Genomic DNA, 16,139 nt, shown 5'->3' on the forward strand with positions numbered 1-16,139 from the left:
CGGACGCGCTCAGCGCCCGCGCCAGCGCGCCCACACCGCGCGAACGGCCGCGTAGACCACGCCGATCGCCAGGCCAAGGCCGATCCATTGCAGCAACGTCATTGCGAAGATCTCCTCGGGCCGGGGGACGGACGGACCGGCGCGCGCCACGACGGCGCGGCCGGGGTACAACGCGGTATCAGCCCTGCACGCGGCCGACGTTCTTCTCGTCCTCGGTGGCCTCGCGGACCTCGGCCACTTCGACGGCGAAGTGCAGCGTCTGGCCGGCCAGGGGATGGTTGCCGTCGATGCGCACCTGCGTGTCGGTCACGTCCACCACGGTCACCAGCACCGCGCCCTGGCCGCCCTGTGCCTGGAACTGCATGCCAGGCTCGACGGTATCCACGCCCTGGAAGGCTTCGCGCGGCAGCACCTGGACCAGTGCGTCGTTGCGCTCGCCGTAGGCCTCCTGCGGCGGCACATCGACGGTTAGCGAGTCGCCGACCTTGCGGCCCGCCAACGCCTTCTCCAGGCCGGGGATGATGTTGCCGGCGCCGTGGAAGTAGCGCAGCGGCTGATCGGCGGGCGACTTGTCGAGCACCTGCCCGGCATCGTTGGTCAGGGTGTAGTGGATGCTGGCAACGCGTGCAGCGGCGATCTCCATGAGGATCTCCTTGAGATTCGAATAAAAGGGGGAGGCGTGGCGGAAGACGAAACGACACCGGACGACACACGGTGTGGATGACCACCTCGCCACCCTACCGGGCGGGCTGGCCGCACGCAAACCGGCGCGCGCGCTGCGATGCGCCTGGACAGTGCTGTTCGGCCACGCCTGCGCCGTCGTGGCGCGGTCGGGAATGGATGACGCCACAATGAACCGGCGCGCGCGCCCCTAGGGCGAACCCCAGATCCTGGCCGCAACCGCCGCGATTACGTTGTCCGCCATCCACCGCGTTTGCACGCGGTGCCCCTTTTCCGATCAGGAGAAACGACATGACCGATGGCGCTTCTGGCGTTTCGGGTGGTTCTGGCGCAGCAGATGCCGCCAACGATGCCGCGCAGTCCGCGGCCAACGATGCCGCCGCCAGCGCCGTCGAATCGATGGGCCCGGCTTCGGCCGAGGCGGTGAGCTCGGCCGAGGCCGCTGCGGAGGCTGCGAAGGTGGGCGATGCCTGCACCGCCGAGGCCGCCCTGTCGCGCGCCGAAGCGGCGGCATCGCAGACCGCGCACGCGGCGCAGTCCGTGGCCGACATCGCCTCCCAGACCTCCACCCAGGTGACCGAAGCGGCCGCAGCCCTTGCGGCTGAAGACGCGCAGAACGCCGCCGCCGCCGTCGATGCCGCGCGTCAGGCGGTCGAGAGCATGCGCGAAGACCTCGGCGTCAGCGGCTGCATCTCTCAGGCCCCCACCGCGCCGACCCAGGGCTTGGCCCTGAACACCATCGAGCAACTCTGGGCCTAAAAACCGGGGTCAGAGTCGCTTTTAAAACCGGGGTCAGGCTCGCTTTTCCCTCAGCCAAACAGCAGCTGCGACATCACTGCGGGAAAAGCGACCCTGACCCCCGCACGCTGACCCGGCATAGTGCGGTCAGAGTTTTGCGTCGACCTTGAGGTCGCCGGGCTGGATCCAGCCGCGGCGGCGCATCGGCGCGGCGATGGCCAGCGTCAGCAGGGCGGGCGCCAGGAAATGCAACAGGCCGATCGACAGCCACACCGACGGTGCGTTCCCCATCGCCGCCAGTGTGCCGACCTGACCGACGAAGCCACTGGTGCCCATGCCCGAGCCCGTCGGCACGTTCTGCATGCCGAAGCCCAGCGTCGCGACGGGGCCGAGGATCGCGCCGGCCAGCGTCGGCGGCATCCAGATTCGCGGATTGCGCACGATGTTGGGCAGTTGCAGCATGCTCGTGCCCAGGCCCTGGCTGAGCAGCCCGGACGTGCCGTTCTCGCGCCAGCTCATGACCGCGAAGCCGACCATCTGCGCCGCGCAGCCTGCGGTCGCCGCGCCGCCGGCCAGGCCACCCAGGCCCAGCGAGATCGCCAGCGCCGCGCTCGAGGTCGGGCCGGTCAGGATCATCCCCATCGTCACCGCGATCAGCACGCTCATCAGCAACGGCTGCAGCGTCATCGCCCACTCGATGGTCTGCCCGGTCACCGCCAGCACGTTGCCGATCACCGGCGCCAGCGCGTGTGCGGTGGCGAAGCCGGCGACCAGGGCCGCGGCCGGCGTTGCGATGATGTCGATCGGCGTGGTGCGGCTGACCAGCTTGCCGATCTCGGTTCCCACCGCGACCGCGACGAAGCAGCCGACCGGTCCACCGAGCTTGGCGCCCAGCAGGCCCGTCGCGGCGCTGGCGAAGATCACGATCGGTGGGCCCTTCAATCCATAGGCCACCGCTACGCCGATCGCGGCCCCCATCGCCTGCTGCGCCATCGTGCCGGCGTCGATCAGCCAGGCCTGTGCGGTCCAGCCGCCGACGGTCTTGAGGATCAACCCGATCACCAGCGAGCCGAACAGGCCCAGCGTCATTGCGTTGAGCGCCTCGATGCCGTAGCGCCGCAGCGAGAACTCGATGTCGCGCGCGCGCAGGAAAGAGGTCAGGGACATGGTCGTGCCGGTACGGGGGAGCGGGACGGCCTGGACGGACCGTGTGGATCAAACGAGCGCGCAAGGATAGCGGCTCGGCGACCCCGGCCGTCCGCTACGGGCGTGCGGCCCCGGGCATGGGCGATGGCGCCCTGCCGCCGACCGTGCGCGACAGGCCGCCGACGATCCTGATCCACATCTCCATACTTGATGGTATGGTCGAGTTGCTCACCTCCCCCGCGGCGGGCCTTTGGATGTCGGTCGGACCCGCCGGTCCGGCGCCTACTGGAGGACCGTTGTATGAGCCGCTCACTGATCCGCTGGCTTGCGCTGTGCGTGTTGCTGGCTGTCTGCACTGCTGCCTCGGCCGCGGGATTCAACAAGACCTACGAACGCATCCCCAGCTGGGACGGCACGCAGCTGGGCGCCCTGGTGCTGGTGCCGCGCGGGCACGGCCCCGGCCCGTTTCCGCTGATCGTGATGCCGGCCAGCTGGTCGCTCCCGAATCTGGAATACGTCGGCCGCGCCGCACAACTGGCGAATGATGGCTACGTGGTGGTGAGCTACACCTCGCGCGGCTTCTGGGATTCGGCCGGCCGGATCGATATCGCCGGGCCGCCGACGGTCGAGGACGTCAGCGCGGTGATCGACTGGGCCTTGACGCATACACCGGCCAACCCGGACGCGATCGGTGCGTCCGGCATCTCGTATGGCGCTGGCGTCAGTTTGCTGGCGGCGGCGCGCGACCCGCGGATTCGCGCGGTCGCGGCGCTGAGTGGCTGGGCCGACCTGGAGGCCTCGCTCTACGCGAACCGCACCGTCAGCCGACAGGGCGTCGCCCTGCTGGTGGGCGCGGGCGCGTTGACCGGCCGGCCCGGTCAGGAGCTGGCGGCGATCACCGCCCGGGTCGCCCTCGGCGACTACGACGGCGCGGTCGAGGGCTTCCTGCCGCAAGCGGCCAGCCGCGGCGCGGTGCACGAGGTCGACGAGATCAACCGCAACGGCACCGCCGTGCTGATCGCCAACGCGTTCAACGACAGCCTGTTCCCGCCCAATCAGTCCGTGGACTTCTACCAACGGCTGCGTGGCCCCCGGCAGTTGCTGCTCAGCCAGGGCGACCATGCGACCGCCGAACTGCCGGGCGCGTTGGGCCTGCCGAACACGGTGTACGAGGCCACCACCCGCTGGTTCGACCGTCACCTCAAAGGTCGGGACCCGGATGCGTCCGAGCCGGCGGTGCGGCTTGCCACGCTCGACGGCCAATGGCTCGCCTACGCGGACTGGGACGCCGTCCAGGCGGACCAGGTGACGTACGGACTGACCCGCCCGTCCGGCCTAGTGCAGGCGACCGGCACCCTGGCCGCACGCGACGCCACCGGCTGGAACCACCGCATCGCCACCGGCGTGCCGACCGTCGCCGAGGCCGGTCCGGTGCTGATCGGCGGCCTGTTGCAAGGCTTCGGTGTGCCCGTGGTCACCTCGATGCCGCTGGTCTCGCGGCTGGGTGCCGCTGTCTGGGCGGGGCCGGTCTACCCGAACGGGCGCATCCTGGCTGGCGCGCCGACACTGCGGATCACCGTGGTGCCCGACCGCCGCGAGGTTTCGCTGTTCGCCTATCTGTACAGCGTCGACGCGCTGGGCATGGGCCAACTGCTCACGCACAAGCCCTACAGCCTGCGCGACGCGGTGCCCGGCCAGCCCCGGACGCTGGACATCGCGTTGGAGGCCACAGCCGCGAAGATCCCCGCGGGTCGCAGGCTGGTGCTGGTCGTGGACACACTCGACCTGCGCTATGCCGATGCCACCGCGCCGGGGCGCGCACTCACGTTCGCCTCGCCGCGCGAAGCGCCGTCGCAGCTGCGCGTGCCGCTGCACTGAGCCACGGCCGACGCGGCGCGCAGGGCGCCGGTGCAACAGGACCGGCGCCCTGCGCGCGCATCGCGCGGCCCGTCCGCCGGGCGAGTGGTGTGCCCGGTGGGCAGGGCCAAAGTCAGCGCACAACCAGCTCGATGTTCGGATGGCTGGCCAGAATCTCGAGCACGATCTCGAAATACGTCTGTCCGGTGCCGGCCTCCAGCGCATCGAGCTGGCGCTGCACATGCGCCACGTTGAAGCGCTCGGGCTGATCGAGCTTGGCCTGCAGGAAGCGGCGCGTCGTCTCCACGCCCAGGTCCTGCCGGTTCTTCTCGAACGCTGTCCACACCAGCGTGACCGGCGCATCGCCGTCGAGCGCGCCGTATCCGCCATAGAGCATATCGTCGAGTGCATCCAGGCTCGGCCCGAGCGTCCAGTCGACCTCCGCCATGAAGACGCGGTTGATCTCGTCGTAGAACGACGCGATGTCGTGGATCCGGCTACCGTCGAGCAGCAGCGATTTGGGCGCGGTGGGCAAGGCGGTCGGCATCGAGTTCGGGCAGAGACGAGCCTGATGGAAGCGAGTGGAAAAGTGAACCTGCCGAGGGCTTAGGGATCGATCCTGCTGTCCTGGCAACCAGAGGGGTCAGCTGGCACAGTGGCAGCCGGACGAGGCGCAGTGTGGCCGTCTTCGAACGAGCTGCGCGGCCTTCGTCCAATCGATTACAGCTTTGGATTCATTCCCGCCCGAGGATAGGCATGAGATACGTACTCATCATTTTCCTTGCTGTGCTCGCTCCATCCACGGGTTTCGCAGGGTTCCCCTTCGAGGCCACGCTCGAAGAAATGAGTCAGAGCGCTGATCACATCTTGATTGGCCGCGTCACCGGCGTCGACATGATCGACGAATACGGTCAGCCTGTTCTGGACCGAGCGGCGAGGACTGGTCCTGGGATGACAAATACCATCAGACTCGTGATTGCGGTCGACGAGGTGCTCGTCACGAACGCAGCGACAGTCCCCAAAGTGCTGTCCGTGCCGCTTGCAAGCCACTTGCACTACAGTCTCGGACAAGTGGCGGATGCGCATGAGGGCGATACCGCTGTGCGACTGTTGCTGCTTCAAGGGGACGGGTTTGTCGGGATAAAACCAGGCGTGTTCATGCGTTCGATACGTGACAGGGACGAAGCGCTTCGCCTTTATAGCGCTGCGCATCCATAGGGCCTGATCTGAAGTTCCTTTCGACTGTGGGCTCCCTCAGGTCTCGACTGAATGGATGCATTGCTCGGAACACGCAGGTATCTCAGGCCACTGCGGGTACGCGGTTGGGACATGCTTGATGGCGCATCAATTTTTCGAATCTCGGGTTCTCCAAGGCGTCCTTTGGCTTGTGCTCGTTGGGAGCCTTGCTGGCGCGCTGTGGTGCTCCAATCTGTTGGTGTTTCACTACTGGGCCGCGTACGCGCCGCCCGGCGATACAGAGCGTCACCTCCACTGGGCCAAGGTGTCCGTGGCGGCGGCTGCGGTTTTTTTGCCATGACGTTGCTGTCCGCGGGCGGGATTGCCGCCATTCGTAGGCACCACGGGCCGCATGCTGGTTAGGTCGTGCACCCGCGGGTGACCGCAGCGGCTTGAGGCTGGCGATCTTGGAGGTGCTGATACGGCGCGCGGGTCAAGGTGGGCGTCAGTCGAGCCCACTCTCGAATTAACGAAATATTGACATCGCCGTAGCCCGGTCCCACAGTGCGCGCGCCCGGATGGGCATCCACTTTCTGGAAGGACCTGAATGAAGCACACCCTGATTCTTGCCGCCGCCATCGCGTTGGCCGGCGCCTCGACGCACGCCGCCGCCAGCGGCGCCTTCATCCGCGCCGAGGTCGGCAGCGCGGACACCGAGGCCCGCTATGGCGGTCTGCGCGAAAGCGACTCGGACACCTCGGCGTTGTTCGGCGGCGGCTATTGGTTCACGCCGAACATCGCCGTCGAAGGCCATGCGGGCACGCTGTACACCGAAGACCTGGGCTACGACACCGATTTCGATCTGGTGACGTTTGGTGTGGGCGTGGCGCTGAAGCACAACTTCGGCGCAGATGGCACCGGCTTCTTCGTTGGCGCGCGCGCGGGCGTGGCGCGCATGGTCGCGCAGATCCGCGAGGACACATTCGATGTCGTCGACGACGAGGGTTCGACCAAGCCGTACTACGGCGCGACGCTCGGCTACGACATCAACCGCCGCTGGGGCCTGAGCCTGAACTACACGCGCCATCGCGGCGAGTTTTCGGGGATCGAGGTCGACGTGGAGAACGTGACCGTGGGCGGCGAGTTCCGCTTCTAAGCCATCGATAGCGCGTCATCGCGGCGGCAGGTCCGGCATCGGGCCTGCCGTCGTCGTTTCGGGCGACCGCCGCCGGCCACCGCGGATCATCAGCAGCATGTCGTTGGCGGTGCTCTGCGGCGCGACCTGCATGTGGAACGGGCGGTCGTGAATGCCTTGCAACCATGTGACCACTGCTTCAGCCTGGCTCGATTCGCTGCAAGGCGAAATCAGATGTTAGACAACCCCGTGATCCGACAGTCTGCTCCAGTCAATAAATGCCTGGTCATCGCGTCCGGCCTGAGCGCGCTCGCCGCGCTGCTGCATCTTGTCTGCATTGCTGTGGGTCCTGCTGGATACCGATTGCTCGGTGCCGGCGAGGGCATGGCTCAGATGGCAGCGGCTGGGCATTGGTACCCGACCCTCGTGACATTGAGCATTGCCGGGATCCTGTCGATATGGTCGCTGTATGCGGCCTCAGGTGCTGGGCTGATTGGCCGCCTGCCCTTGCTGCGCTGGGTTCTGTTGGCCATTACCCTTGTGTATCTGTTGCGTGGCCTGGGATTTTTCTTTCTGACGGAAACATTCCCTGACAACAGCATTGCATTCTGGTATGTCAGCTCAGCGATCTGTCTGGTGTTCGGCGTTGTGCACGCCGTCGGCCTTCGGCAAGTCTGGTCGCGCCTAACGCTATCTCTTCATCAACGTGATAGCCGTGCGGTGACGCAGGGCTGAAGTATTCTCACTGCTCCGGTGGCTTTGCGAGATGCCGACGAGCGACCCGTTACTATGGACCCGGTCCAGCGCAAGAAATTGTCCGCAGATGAGATAGAAGGCCATGAAACCCTCCGACGCCATCCGCCACCAGTTGACCGCTTTGCGCGGCACCGCGCGCCGCTTTCGCGTCGCCAATCCGCGCGTGTATGGATCGGTGATCCATGGCACCGATCGTGACGGCAGCGACCTCGATCTGCTGGTAGACCCTACGCCCGAGACCACGCTGTTCGACCTCGGCGGGCTGCAGGTTGCCTTAGAGGAACTGCTCGGTGTCCCGGTCGACGTGCGCACGCCTGGCGATCTACCGGCCCGGTTCCGGGATACCGTGTTGCGGGAAGCTCGGCCGCTGTGAGCCCCGACCGATTCGAGGGTTGGCTCGATGACATGCGTGGGGCGGCGCAGCAAGCCTGCGGTTACGTGGAAGGCATGACACGCGAGGAGTTCCTCAACGACTCCCGCACTCAACAAGCGGTTGCCATGAACTTGCTGATCATCGGCGAGATTGCGGCAAAGATGATCGAGCGGTACCCAGAGCGCATCGCACGGTACCCCGGCATTCCCTGGGCGGGTATGAAGGGGTTGCGCAATCGCATCGCGCACGGATACTTCGAGATCGACATGGGCGTGGTATGGGAAACCGTGCAACGTGCCTTGCCCGATCTTGTCAGCTACCTCGAAACGCGCTCCGACTGACGCTGCGTAATCAAACTTCTCGGGCGGGGCGGCGACGGCATCCGCGGCCTTCTTGCGACGGTGCTCAGTCCTAGGCCGCATTCGATACCAAGGCAACGGCGCCGCGATCGCAATGCCGGCGTCGTCAGCGGTCATTCTCCCGATACGCTCGCACATGCTCGATCATCGCGCGCAGCTTCGGCGGCTGGTGCCGGCGGTTCGGGAAGTACATGAAAAAGCCCGGGAATGGCGGGAGATAGGCCTGCAGCAGCGGCACCAGTTCGCCGCGTGCGAGGTAGGGCGCGAAGGTGTCCTCGATACCGAAGGTGATGCCGCCGCCGGCCAGTGCGGTGCGGATCATCAGCAGCATGTCGTTGGTGGTGATCTGCGGGGCGACCTGCACGTCGAACGGGCGGCCGTCCTCGACGAACTCCCAGCGGTGCGGCGCGACGGCTGGCGTCACGCGCCAGCCGATGCAGCGGTGTGCGAGGAGCTCGCGCGGGTGCGCAGGCACGCCGTGGCGGGCGAGGTAGTCCGGCGCGGCGACGGCGACTTCGCGCTGCGGGCCGGTTAGCGGCACGGCGACCATGTCCTGCTCGATCACCTCGCCCAGGCGCACGCCGGCGTCGAAGCCGGCAGCGACGATGTCGAAGACCTCGTCGGTGACAGTCACATCCAGCGTGATGCCGGGATAGGCCCGGGCGAATGTCGCGATCAGCGGCCCGGACAGGAAGCGCTCGGCGATCGAGGTGACCGCGACGCGCAACAGGCCACGCGGCGGGCCGTCATCGACGGCTTCCTCGAGTGCGGTGCCCAGTGCGGCCAGCGGCATGGCGACCTGGCGATGCAGGCGCTCGCCGGCGTCGGTCAGGCGCACGCTGCGCGTGGAGCGGTGGACCAGCGCGATGCCGAGCGCGTCTTCGAGCCGGCGGATGCCCTGGCTGACCGCTGAGCGCGTCACTCCGAGCCGGTCGGCGGCGTCGCGGAAGTTGGGGCCTTCGGCGACGGCGAGAAAGACGCGCAGCAGGTTGAGGTCGAGGTCCATTGGTTAGCGAGTCTAACCAATACGTCCAGCGGCCAGGGAGTTCCGGCCGCGTTGCACGACGCCTACCGTGGGCGCTCCCCACTGGAGACCGTCTCATGCAGACCCTGACCGACCGCATCATCCTGATCACCGGCGCCAGCAGCGGCATCGGCGCCGCCACGGCGCGCGAGCTTGCGGTCCGCGGCGCGACCGTCGTGCTCGGCGCGCGGCGGACCGAACGTCTCGACGCCCTGGTCGCCGAGATCGTCGCTGCCGGCGGGCGCGCGCAGGCGCGTGCGCTGGATGTCGTGTCGCCCGACGACATGCAGGCCTTCGCCGATCACGCGCTCGCTGCGCACGGCCGCCTCGACGCCATCGTCAACAACGCCGGTGTGATGCCGCTCTCGCCGCTGTCGGCGCTCAAGCGCGACGAATGGAACCGGATGATCGATGTGAACCTGCGCGGCGTCCTGCACGGTATTGCCGCGGTGTTGCCGGCGATGGAGCGGCAGGGCTTCGGGCACGTAGTCAACGTCGCCTCGATCGGCGCCCACCGCGTGTTTCCCACATCGGCGGTGTACTGCGCGACCAAGTACGCGGTGTGGGCGCTGTCGGAAGGTCTGCGCCAGGAGACCGACCGCCTGCGAGTGACCGTGGTCAGCCCGGGTACCACGACTTCGGAGCTTGCCGACACCATCACCCATGCGGGCGCGGCCGAGGGCATGCGGATTTCCGTCGCATCACGATCGCGCCCGAGGCGGTCGCACGCGCGATCGCCTATGCGATGGAACAGCCGACGGATGTCGATGTCAGCGAAGTCGTCGTGCGCCCGGTCGCCAGTCCGTACTGAGGCGCGATCGCCGTCCCGTGCCGCGTTCCACAAGCGATGGTCCGTCCGAGCTCGACTTCCCGCGTGCGGGGCAAGCGCCGTGCAGTGGGAGTCTCCGACATCCGCGCTGCAGCCCGAGCGCGCCACTGGGCGTGAGCGTCAGTCCGCGGCCGCTGTCGGGGATGGCGCATCGTCGTCTCCCGTCGACGTAAGGGAGGCATCGATAGGGCCGTGATCGGCGAGCAGACCGTTGAGCCGGTTGACGAGATGTGGAATGAACCCTTCGGAGTCGCCGCGCATGATGTCCGCGGTGTTGCCGTGCCGGGCGTCAACGGCGACCGGAGGACCGATACGCAGCGCAATGCACGCAGAGGCTGGTGCGCCCGGCATCGTGGGCCAGGGCGATCGGTAGAGGGGCAGGCCGCTTTCATACGATCTTTGCGACCCCGATCGCACAATCGCCGCTCCCGACAGATGGAGCGTCACGCATGGGCCTGTTCTCCAAGATCACCGATCGCATTTTCGGCCGCAAGGCCACCCCCGCACCGCCGGCCGAGACCAAGCAGCCCAAGGCCGTCGTCTTCACCGGCAGCGAAGACGATCCCAAGGTGTCGCCGCCCGCGCGCAATCCGGCGCCTGCGGCGGCTGCCGCCGAGCCGGTGGATGTCGAAGCGGTGCTGACCGGCATTGCGCAGGAGAAGGGCGGCAAGTCCGACTGGCGGCATTCGATCGTCGACCTGCTGAAGCTGCTCGACCTCGACTCCAGCCTCGATGCCCGCAAGGAACTGGCGACCGAGTTGGGCGTCAATGCCGGCGCGCACGGCAGCGCCGAGCAGAACATCGCCTTGCACAAGGCGGTGATGCGCAAGCTGGCCGAGAACGGCGGCAAGGTGCCGGCCGAACTGCGCGACTGACGCGCGATATCGCGGCGACGGCCCGGTGCGCTTGCACCGGGCCGTTCGCGTACTCGTCGCAAGACGATCCCTGCCGCTGCCGTTTTCCGGTTCGCAGCACCGTTCGACGTGCAATGGCGACCGTACGCGGCGCCGATCCGGGGCCGCATCGCGTTAGGATGCCGAACTCCCCGGTCGTCCCTCCTGGCACCCGCATGAAGGCCCGCTTCCCCGACGCCTTACAGGCGGCATGAGCACTGCACCGCGCCGCGCGGGCGCCCGAATCGAACCCCGTATCGAACGTCTGCAACCCTGGCTCGCCGCGCTGGGCAGCCTGCTGGTGCACGTACTCGCGGTGCTGCTTCTGCTGGCGTCGACGCCGGTGCCGGTGACGTCGCCGCAGGGGGCCTCGTCCGGCAGCCGAATGGTCGTGGACTTCATCGGCATCCCGCCACCGCAGACCGCTGAGGCGCCGCCCAGCCCGCCGCCGCCCACGCGTCCGCCGGTCGCGCCGCCGCCAGCGGCCTCGCGCCTGCAGACCACGCGCGTCGAACGCGCGGAACTGGCCTTGCCGCCGGAGCGACGGGCGCCTGCGGACGTCCCGATGGACCCGCCGCGCCCGGCACCGCAGCCCGCGCTACCGCAGGCGGTGCCGCCCCCCACACCCGCGCCTGCGCAGGCACAAGCCGCCAGTCCGCCATCGCCGCCGCGGCGCGACCACACCTGGGGGCAGCCGCCGGGCATGCTGCCCACCGAGACCGCACCCGTGAACGCCGGCATGACCCGAAGCCCGACCGCCGGACGCACGCGCGGCCGCGATTCGGACGCCGACCATCCCAGCCTGGAAGTGGGCGGCTACCAGGTCTATTACGACCTGCGCAGCGAAACCCGGCTGCAGGCCTGGCGCGACCAGGGCATGACCGAGGTGTTCCTGCCGTTACCGGGAACGCGCAAGCTGATGGCCTGCCCGCTGGAGACCGCGCTGCGGCGCGATTCGGGGCCGTGCCGACTGCTCGATCCGGAGGACCCGGCGCTGGCGAAGATCGGCGATGCGCGCGAGGTCATCAACATGCAGCAGGTCTATCGTCGCGGCGAGCCGGTCTGGCGCGGCCCGGGTCCATATCGCTGAGTCCGGCGCGGCCGTGCGCCGCAGCCCGACTCAGGTCGGCGTGTCGACGTCGTCCCAGTCGGCGTCCTCGAACCGCACCAGCCAGTTGAGCGCGTGATGGCGCTCGATCACCACGCCGCCGATGAGGCCGCCGGCCGGCGCCTGGGCGTCGAGCTGCGCCTGGCGGACCAGCCAGTGCAGCCGCAGATGCAGATCGAGCGCATCGAGGATCTCGGCGGCTGGGCGTGGCGTCGGCAGTGCCGGCAGCGTGCCGTCGGCCCAGGCGAGCGCCCGTTGCGCGCATTCGGGCACATCGCAGATCCGGTCCGGGAACGGCAGCGCCTCCGACAGCCCCAGCGCCCACTGCAGGACCGCGAGTGCTTCGTAACGCCACACCGCATCGATGGTCTGCTGGCGCGTCGGTGCCTCGTCGTGCAGGAAGGCCGCTTCCTTGGGCGACAGCGCCGGCCAGCCGGCCGCCAGACGAGCGCGGATGTCGGCCAGCGGCAGCGGATCGCCTTCGTTGAGGGTTTCGCCGCGAATCGCCACCGCCATCAGCGCCAGCATGCGGCCCGCCATTTCGTCGGGGCTGCGCAGGACGACCTCACCCTCGCCGACGACGGGCGGCAGCGAGGCCGGCACGCGCAGCGACCTCGCGGCCAGGGCCTCCAAGGTGCGTGCGCGGCGATGGCGCGCATCTGCGGGATAGGGCACCTCGGCATCGGGATCGGCCCCGGCATGGCCGACAAGACGCTGGCCGTTCGGCGCATGGACATCGCCGTCGGCGTCCGCGTAGATCGCGTTCGCATCTTCCGCCCACTGCTGGAACGCCGGCAACGCATCGCGTGTGATCTCCACCCGATAGTGCCAGTGCGTGCGCTGCAGATGACGGAACGTGTGATAGCGCTGCGCCGTCATCTGCTCGCGCGCGACGTGCATGACGTTCGCGATGCGCGTCTGCAGATGCGCGGCCAGCGCCGGATCGTTGCGCCCCCAGCGGGCGTGATGCACATGCGGCACGTCGAGTGGCGGCGGATCGCGCAAGGTGGCGTAGGCGTCGAGGGTGAGCGTCATGCGAGGTTAGGGCGGTGGCGGAAACGAGAAAGTGTGCCAGCGCCGGCGCAGTGCAGCCGTCGAGGGGCGCTGGATCAGGCGATCAGAAGCGGCGCGGACGTTGTGTGCCGTTCGCGCCCGCGCGCGCGTGGCAACGCCGTCCAGCGGAGGGTCATCCGCTCGACGGCGTCGAGCAGCAGCGCCTCCGACTTCGCGTAGGGCATCCGCAGCCAGTGGTCGAAGCCGCCGTCGACGGCGAACGCCGGCCCCGGCGCGAGATGCACGTCGTCGCGTTCGAGCGCCGCGGCCAGTTCGGTCGCGCTGCCGTGGGGCAGCCGCAGCCACAGGCTCAAGCCGCCGGTCGGCAGCCGGAAGCGCCAGTCGGGCAGGTGGGTCTGCAGCGCGTGTGCGAGCGCATCGCGCTGGCGGCGGACCTGCTCACGGCGGGCCGCGAGCATCGGCCCGTCGTCGAGCAGTTCGGCGGCCACCAGTTGATCGAACAGCGAGCTGCCGAGGTCGAGCTGTACGCGCGTGGCGACCAGCCGCTCGACCAGCGGCTGCGGCGCACGGATCCAGCCCACGCGCAGGCCGCCCCAGCACAGCTTGGAGGCACTGCCGACGGTGATCGCGTCGCGCGCGAACGTGGCGAACGACGCCGGCATCGGCGCGTTGGACAAGCCGGTTGCCTGCAAGGTCTCGTCGACGATGGCCTGGGTGCCGATGGCCGCCAGCGCGGTGGCGTAGCGCGCGCGCTGGGCCGCGTCCATCAGCAGGCCGGTCGGGTTGTGGAAATCGGCGATGACGTAGGCCAGCCGTGGCCGGGCCTGCCGCAACGTCGCCTCCAGACCGTCGAGGTCCCAGCCTGCGTCGCCGAGCGGATCGCCCATCGGCACGGCGACCAGCCGCGCGCCGCCCAGCATCAGCGCCCCCATCGCGTTGGGATAGACCGGGGTGTCCACCGCGATGCGGTCGCCCGGACGCGACAGGGTGCGCGCGACGATCGCGAGCGCCGAGAGCGCGCCGGATGTGACGACGATCTGGCCCGGCGTCGTCGGCAGCCCACGCCGCGCATAGCTGGCCGCGATGCGCGCCTGCAAGGCCGGCAAGCCGGACGGCAGATAACCGTCGCCCGACAGGTAGGCCGGCAGCGCCGCGAGCGCGCGCGCATATGCGGCTGCGGTGCCCGGCGTGGCCGAACCCGCGGCGCGGGTCAGGTCGATCGCGTCGTCGGCGAACTTCGACGCACCGAGCGTGTGGTCGTGTGCGCGGCGCCGGGCGACCGGAACCGCGGCGAATGTGCCCGCCCCCTGGCGCGCGGTCGCAAAGCCCGCCGATGCCAGTTCGGCATAGGCACGCGTGACGGTGTTGCGCGACACGCCGAGTGCACCGGCGACCGCGCGCTCGCTGGGCAGCCGGGTGTCGATCGGGATGCGGCCGTCGCCGATCAGCTCCTGCAGCGCCTGGCACAGCGCGCGGTAGGCCGGCGCGCCATCGAGGCGGCCGACCAAGGCGGCGAGTCGTTCGGGTGCGAGGCTGCGTTGCATCCGGGCCACTATGTCACAAATGGCTCTATCGGAAAGGGCCAATTTTCGACATCGTGACGTCATGCACGCGACCTCCGCCCCGACCCTCGCCAACCTTGGTCCGCTCGCCCAACTGCGCGCCGGTCGCCTGCCCGAACGCCTGGGCCGGTTGCTGATCGGCCTGTGGATCTACGGGCTGGCGATCGCGCTGATGATCCGTGCCGCAGTGGGCGCCTCGCCCTGGGACGTGTTCCACCTCGGCGCCACGCGACATGTGCCGATGTCGTTTGGCATGGTGATGGTCGTCACCGCGCTGGCGGTGCTGCTGGCATGGATCCCACTGCGGCAGATGCCGGGGCTGGGTACGTTGGCGAATACGTTCCTGCTGGGCCCGTTCGCCGACCTGCATTTGCTGTGGCTGCCCGTGCCCGAAGGCTTGGCGCTGCGCTGGGCCTACATGCTCGGCGGCGTGGTCGCGTGCGCGTTCGCCACCGCGCTGTACGTGGGTGCGCAACTGGGGCCGGGCCCGCGCGACGGGCTGATGACGGGGCTCGCGCGCCGGACAGGCTGGTCGATCCGCAGCGTGCGCACCGGCATCGAACTGTCGGCACTGGTGATCGGCATGCTGCTTGGCGGCACCGCGGGCCTGGGCACGCTGGTGTTCGCGTTCGGCGTCGGTCCGCTGACCCAGCGCTTCCTGCGGCCGTTGGCGGTCAGGCTCGACCCGCCTGCGGCACGCCCCTGAGTCCGCCCAGTCCGGACCGACGGCCTGCGCGTGCCGTCCGGCTTCGCTGGCGTTGCCGTCGACGCTGGATCCAGCGCGCACTTGATCGTGGTCAAGGTGACTGAGGCCGGTTGCACGGACACTGCAGCCATGCACACGTACCGCCCTCGTCCACTGCGATCCGCACTGCCGGTCTTGCGTCGGTGCGATGCGGTGAGGCCGCGCGTGATGGCGTTGCGCAGGCGATATGGTCAGTCGCGGAATGCGCCGTCGGCATGGCACTGGCTTGCCCTGCTGGCGATGCTGCTGCTCGCTGTGGCGCCGGCGATCAGCCGGCTCCAGGCCGGCGTGCAGGCCGAGACTGCGCTGTCGTCTGCGGCCGCGCCTGCGCACGCGCACGCAGCAGGCCATGCCGCCGCGGACGACCACCCGCACGAGGGCGCGCGCGAGCACGCGGGCGCGGACGGCCATTGCGGCTACTGCCCGCTCGCCTCGCACCTGACGCTGCTGTCCAAGGTGCCGGTCGTGGTGTCTCCGACCGTATGGGCCGCAGCGCCGCCAGTCCGGTTCCAGTCGGTCGGGCGTATCGCTGCGACCAATCTCCGTGGCCTCGGCGGGCAAGGCCCTCCAACGCACGCGATCGCTGCCTGACCGCGGAATCCCGGTTCCAGCGCGCACCGTCCAAGCGCACGCCCGTGGCGTGATGCCGGGGGCAGGGCCGCGCGCGCCCGCATTCCCAATCCCAGACGTCGACCGGCCACAAGGCCTGCGTTTCGACGAAGCCGCATGCGTCACCGGCAGGG

At 69.0% G+C, this 16,139-nt stretch carries 17 protein-coding genes and 1 pseudogene; 12 read left to right on the forward strand and 6 right to left on the reverse strand.

Annotated elements, in window-relative coordinates; all coding sequences use genetic code 11:
* Window positions 1-178: 178 nt before the first annotated feature.
* Window positions 179-643 (reverse strand): peptidylprolyl isomerase, encoded by a 465-nt coding sequence (locus tag ABE487_RS11295; protein WP_346443594.1) that lies wholly within the window; start codon window positions 641-643, stop codon window positions 179-181.
* A 329-nt stretch (window positions 644-972) separates the two neighbouring features.
* Between ABE487_RS11295 and ABE487_RS11300 the strand changes: the two genes are divergently transcribed.
* Window positions 973-1,440, forward strand: coding sequence for a hypothetical protein (locus tag ABE487_RS11300; protein ID WP_346451526.1), 468 nt, complete (start codon window positions 973-975; stop codon window positions 1,438-1,440).
* 126 nt (window positions 1,441-1,566) lie between these two features.
* Here the strand turns inward: ABE487_RS11300 and ABE487_RS11305 are convergent, their stop codons facing one another.
* Entirely contained in the window at window positions 1,567-2,586 is a 1,020-nt protein-coding gene (locus tag ABE487_RS11305) for a PTS sugar transporter subunit IIC (protein WP_346451527.1), read from the reverse strand.
* A gap of 279 nt (window positions 2,587-2,865) precedes the next feature.
* On the opposite strand from ABE487_RS11305, the gene ABE487_RS11310 reads away from it, so the two are divergent.
* Window positions 2,866-4,443 (forward strand): CocE/NonD family hydrolase, encoded by a 1,578-nt coding sequence (locus ABE487_RS11310; RefSeq protein ID WP_346451529.1) that lies wholly within the window; start codon window positions 2,866-2,868, stop codon window positions 4,441-4,443.
* A 112-nt stretch (window positions 4,444-4,555) separates the two neighbouring features.
* Here ABE487_RS11310 and ABE487_RS11315 read toward each other — a convergent pair whose 3' ends face one another.
* Complete coding sequence (locus tag ABE487_RS11315) at window positions 4,556-4,957, reverse strand: barstar family protein (protein WP_346443598.1); 402 nt, start codon at window positions 4,955-4,957, stop codon at window positions 4,556-4,558.
* A 221-nt stretch (window positions 4,958-5,178) separates the two neighbouring features.
* On the opposite strand from ABE487_RS11315, the gene ABE487_RS11320 reads away from it, so the two are divergent.
* The 5 genes from ABE487_RS11320 to ABE487_RS11340 all read left to right on the forward strand — a co-directional run bounded on the left by ABE487_RS11320 (window position 5,179) and on the right by ABE487_RS11340 (window position 8,203).
* Window positions 5,179-5,640 carry a hypothetical protein gene (locus ABE487_RS11320; RefSeq protein WP_346443599.1) on the forward strand — a complete coding sequence of 154 codons (462 nt, stop codon included), beginning with the start codon at window positions 5,179-5,181 and terminating at the stop codon, window positions 5,638-5,640.
* 565 nt (window positions 5,641-6,205) lie between these two features.
* Window positions 6,206-6,754 carry an outer membrane beta-barrel protein gene (locus ABE487_RS11325; RefSeq protein ID WP_346443600.1) on the forward strand — a complete coding sequence of 183 codons (549 nt, stop codon included), beginning with the start codon at window positions 6,206-6,208 and terminating at the stop codon, window positions 6,752-6,754.
* 213 nt (window positions 6,755-6,967) lie between these two features.
* The gene (locus ABE487_RS11330; RefSeq protein WP_346451531.1) at window positions 6,968-7,468 is read left to right on the forward strand and encodes a hypothetical protein; all 501 of its coding nucleotides are present in this window, start codon (window positions 6,968-6,970) and stop codon (window positions 7,466-7,468) included.
* 103 nt (window positions 7,469-7,571) lie between these two features.
* Window positions 7,572-7,862: a nucleotidyltransferase family protein gene (locus ABE487_RS11335; protein ID WP_346443603.1), complete on the forward strand. Its 291-nt coding sequence runs from the start codon at window positions 7,572-7,574 to the stop codon at window positions 7,860-7,862.
* Window positions 7,859-8,203 (forward strand): DUF86 domain-containing protein, encoded by a 345-nt coding sequence (locus ABE487_RS11340; protein WP_346451532.1) that lies wholly within the window; start codon window positions 7,859-7,861, stop codon window positions 8,201-8,203. Before ABE487_RS11335 ends, ABE487_RS11340 begins: the two co-directional genes overlap by 4 nt.
* A 124-nt stretch (window positions 8,204-8,327) precedes the next feature.
* Here ABE487_RS11340 and ABE487_RS11345 read toward each other — a convergent pair whose 3' ends face one another.
* The gene (locus ABE487_RS11345) at window positions 8,328-9,227 is read right to left on the reverse strand and encodes a LysR family transcriptional regulator (RefSeq protein ID WP_346451534.1); all 900 of its coding nucleotides are present in this window, start codon (window positions 9,225-9,227) and stop codon (window positions 8,328-8,330) included.
* 95 nt (window positions 9,228-9,322) lie between these two features.
* On the opposite strand from ABE487_RS11345, the pseudogene ABE487_RS11350 reads away from it, so the two are divergent.
* The 3 genes and pseudogenes from ABE487_RS11350 to ABE487_RS11360 all read left to right on the forward strand — a co-directional run bounded on the left by ABE487_RS11350 (window position 9,323) and on the right by ABE487_RS11360 (window position 12,057).
* Window positions 9,323-10,056, forward strand: a pseudogene (locus ABE487_RS11350) (SDR family oxidoreductase).
* Window positions 10,057-10,523: 467 nt separating this feature from the next.
* Window positions 10,524-10,949 (forward strand): DUF3597 domain-containing protein, encoded by a 426-nt coding sequence (locus ABE487_RS11355; protein ID WP_346451535.1) that lies wholly within the window; start codon window positions 10,524-10,526, stop codon window positions 10,947-10,949.
* Window positions 10,950-11,178: 229 nt separating this feature from the next.
* On the forward strand, window positions 11,179-12,057 hold the full coding sequence (locus tag ABE487_RS11360) for a type II toxin-antitoxin system RelE/ParE family toxin (protein ID WP_346451536.1): 879 nt from the start codon (window positions 11,179-11,181) through the stop codon (window positions 12,055-12,057).
* Between the two features lie 30 nt (window positions 12,058-12,087).
* On the opposite strand, the gene ABE487_RS11365 is transcribed toward ABE487_RS11360, so the two are convergent.
* Both ABE487_RS11365 and ABE487_RS11370 read right to left on the reverse strand, forming a co-directional pair.
* The gene (locus ABE487_RS11365) at window positions 12,088-13,110 is read right to left on the reverse strand and encodes a DUF4272 domain-containing protein (protein WP_346451537.1); all 1,023 of its coding nucleotides are present in this window, start codon (window positions 13,108-13,110) and stop codon (window positions 12,088-12,090) included.
* 74 nt (window positions 13,111-13,184) lie between these two features.
* Window positions 13,185-14,633: a PLP-dependent aminotransferase family protein gene (locus tag ABE487_RS11370; RefSeq protein WP_346451539.1), complete on the reverse strand. Its 1,449-nt coding sequence runs from the start codon at window positions 14,631-14,633 to the stop codon at window positions 13,185-13,187.
* A 61-nt stretch (window positions 14,634-14,694) separates the two neighbouring features.
* On the opposite strand from ABE487_RS11370, the gene ABE487_RS11375 reads away from it, so the two are divergent.
* Window positions 14,695-15,357 (forward strand): hypothetical protein, encoded by a 663-nt coding sequence (locus ABE487_RS11375; protein ID WP_346448110.1) that lies wholly within the window; start codon window positions 14,695-14,697, stop codon window positions 15,355-15,357.
* Window positions 15,358-15,564: 207 nt separating this feature from the next.
* The gene (locus tag ABE487_RS11380) at window positions 15,565-15,987 is read left to right on the forward strand and encodes a DUF2946 family protein (protein WP_346451541.1); all 423 of its coding nucleotides are present in this window, start codon (window positions 15,565-15,567) and stop codon (window positions 15,985-15,987) included.
* The last annotated feature ends 152 nt before the right edge of the window (window positions 15,988-16,139 follow it).

The organism is Luteimonas sp. TWI596 (genome assembly GCF_039674105.1).
GTDB lineage: Bacteria > Pseudomonadota > Gammaproteobacteria > Xanthomonadales > Xanthomonadaceae > Luteimonas.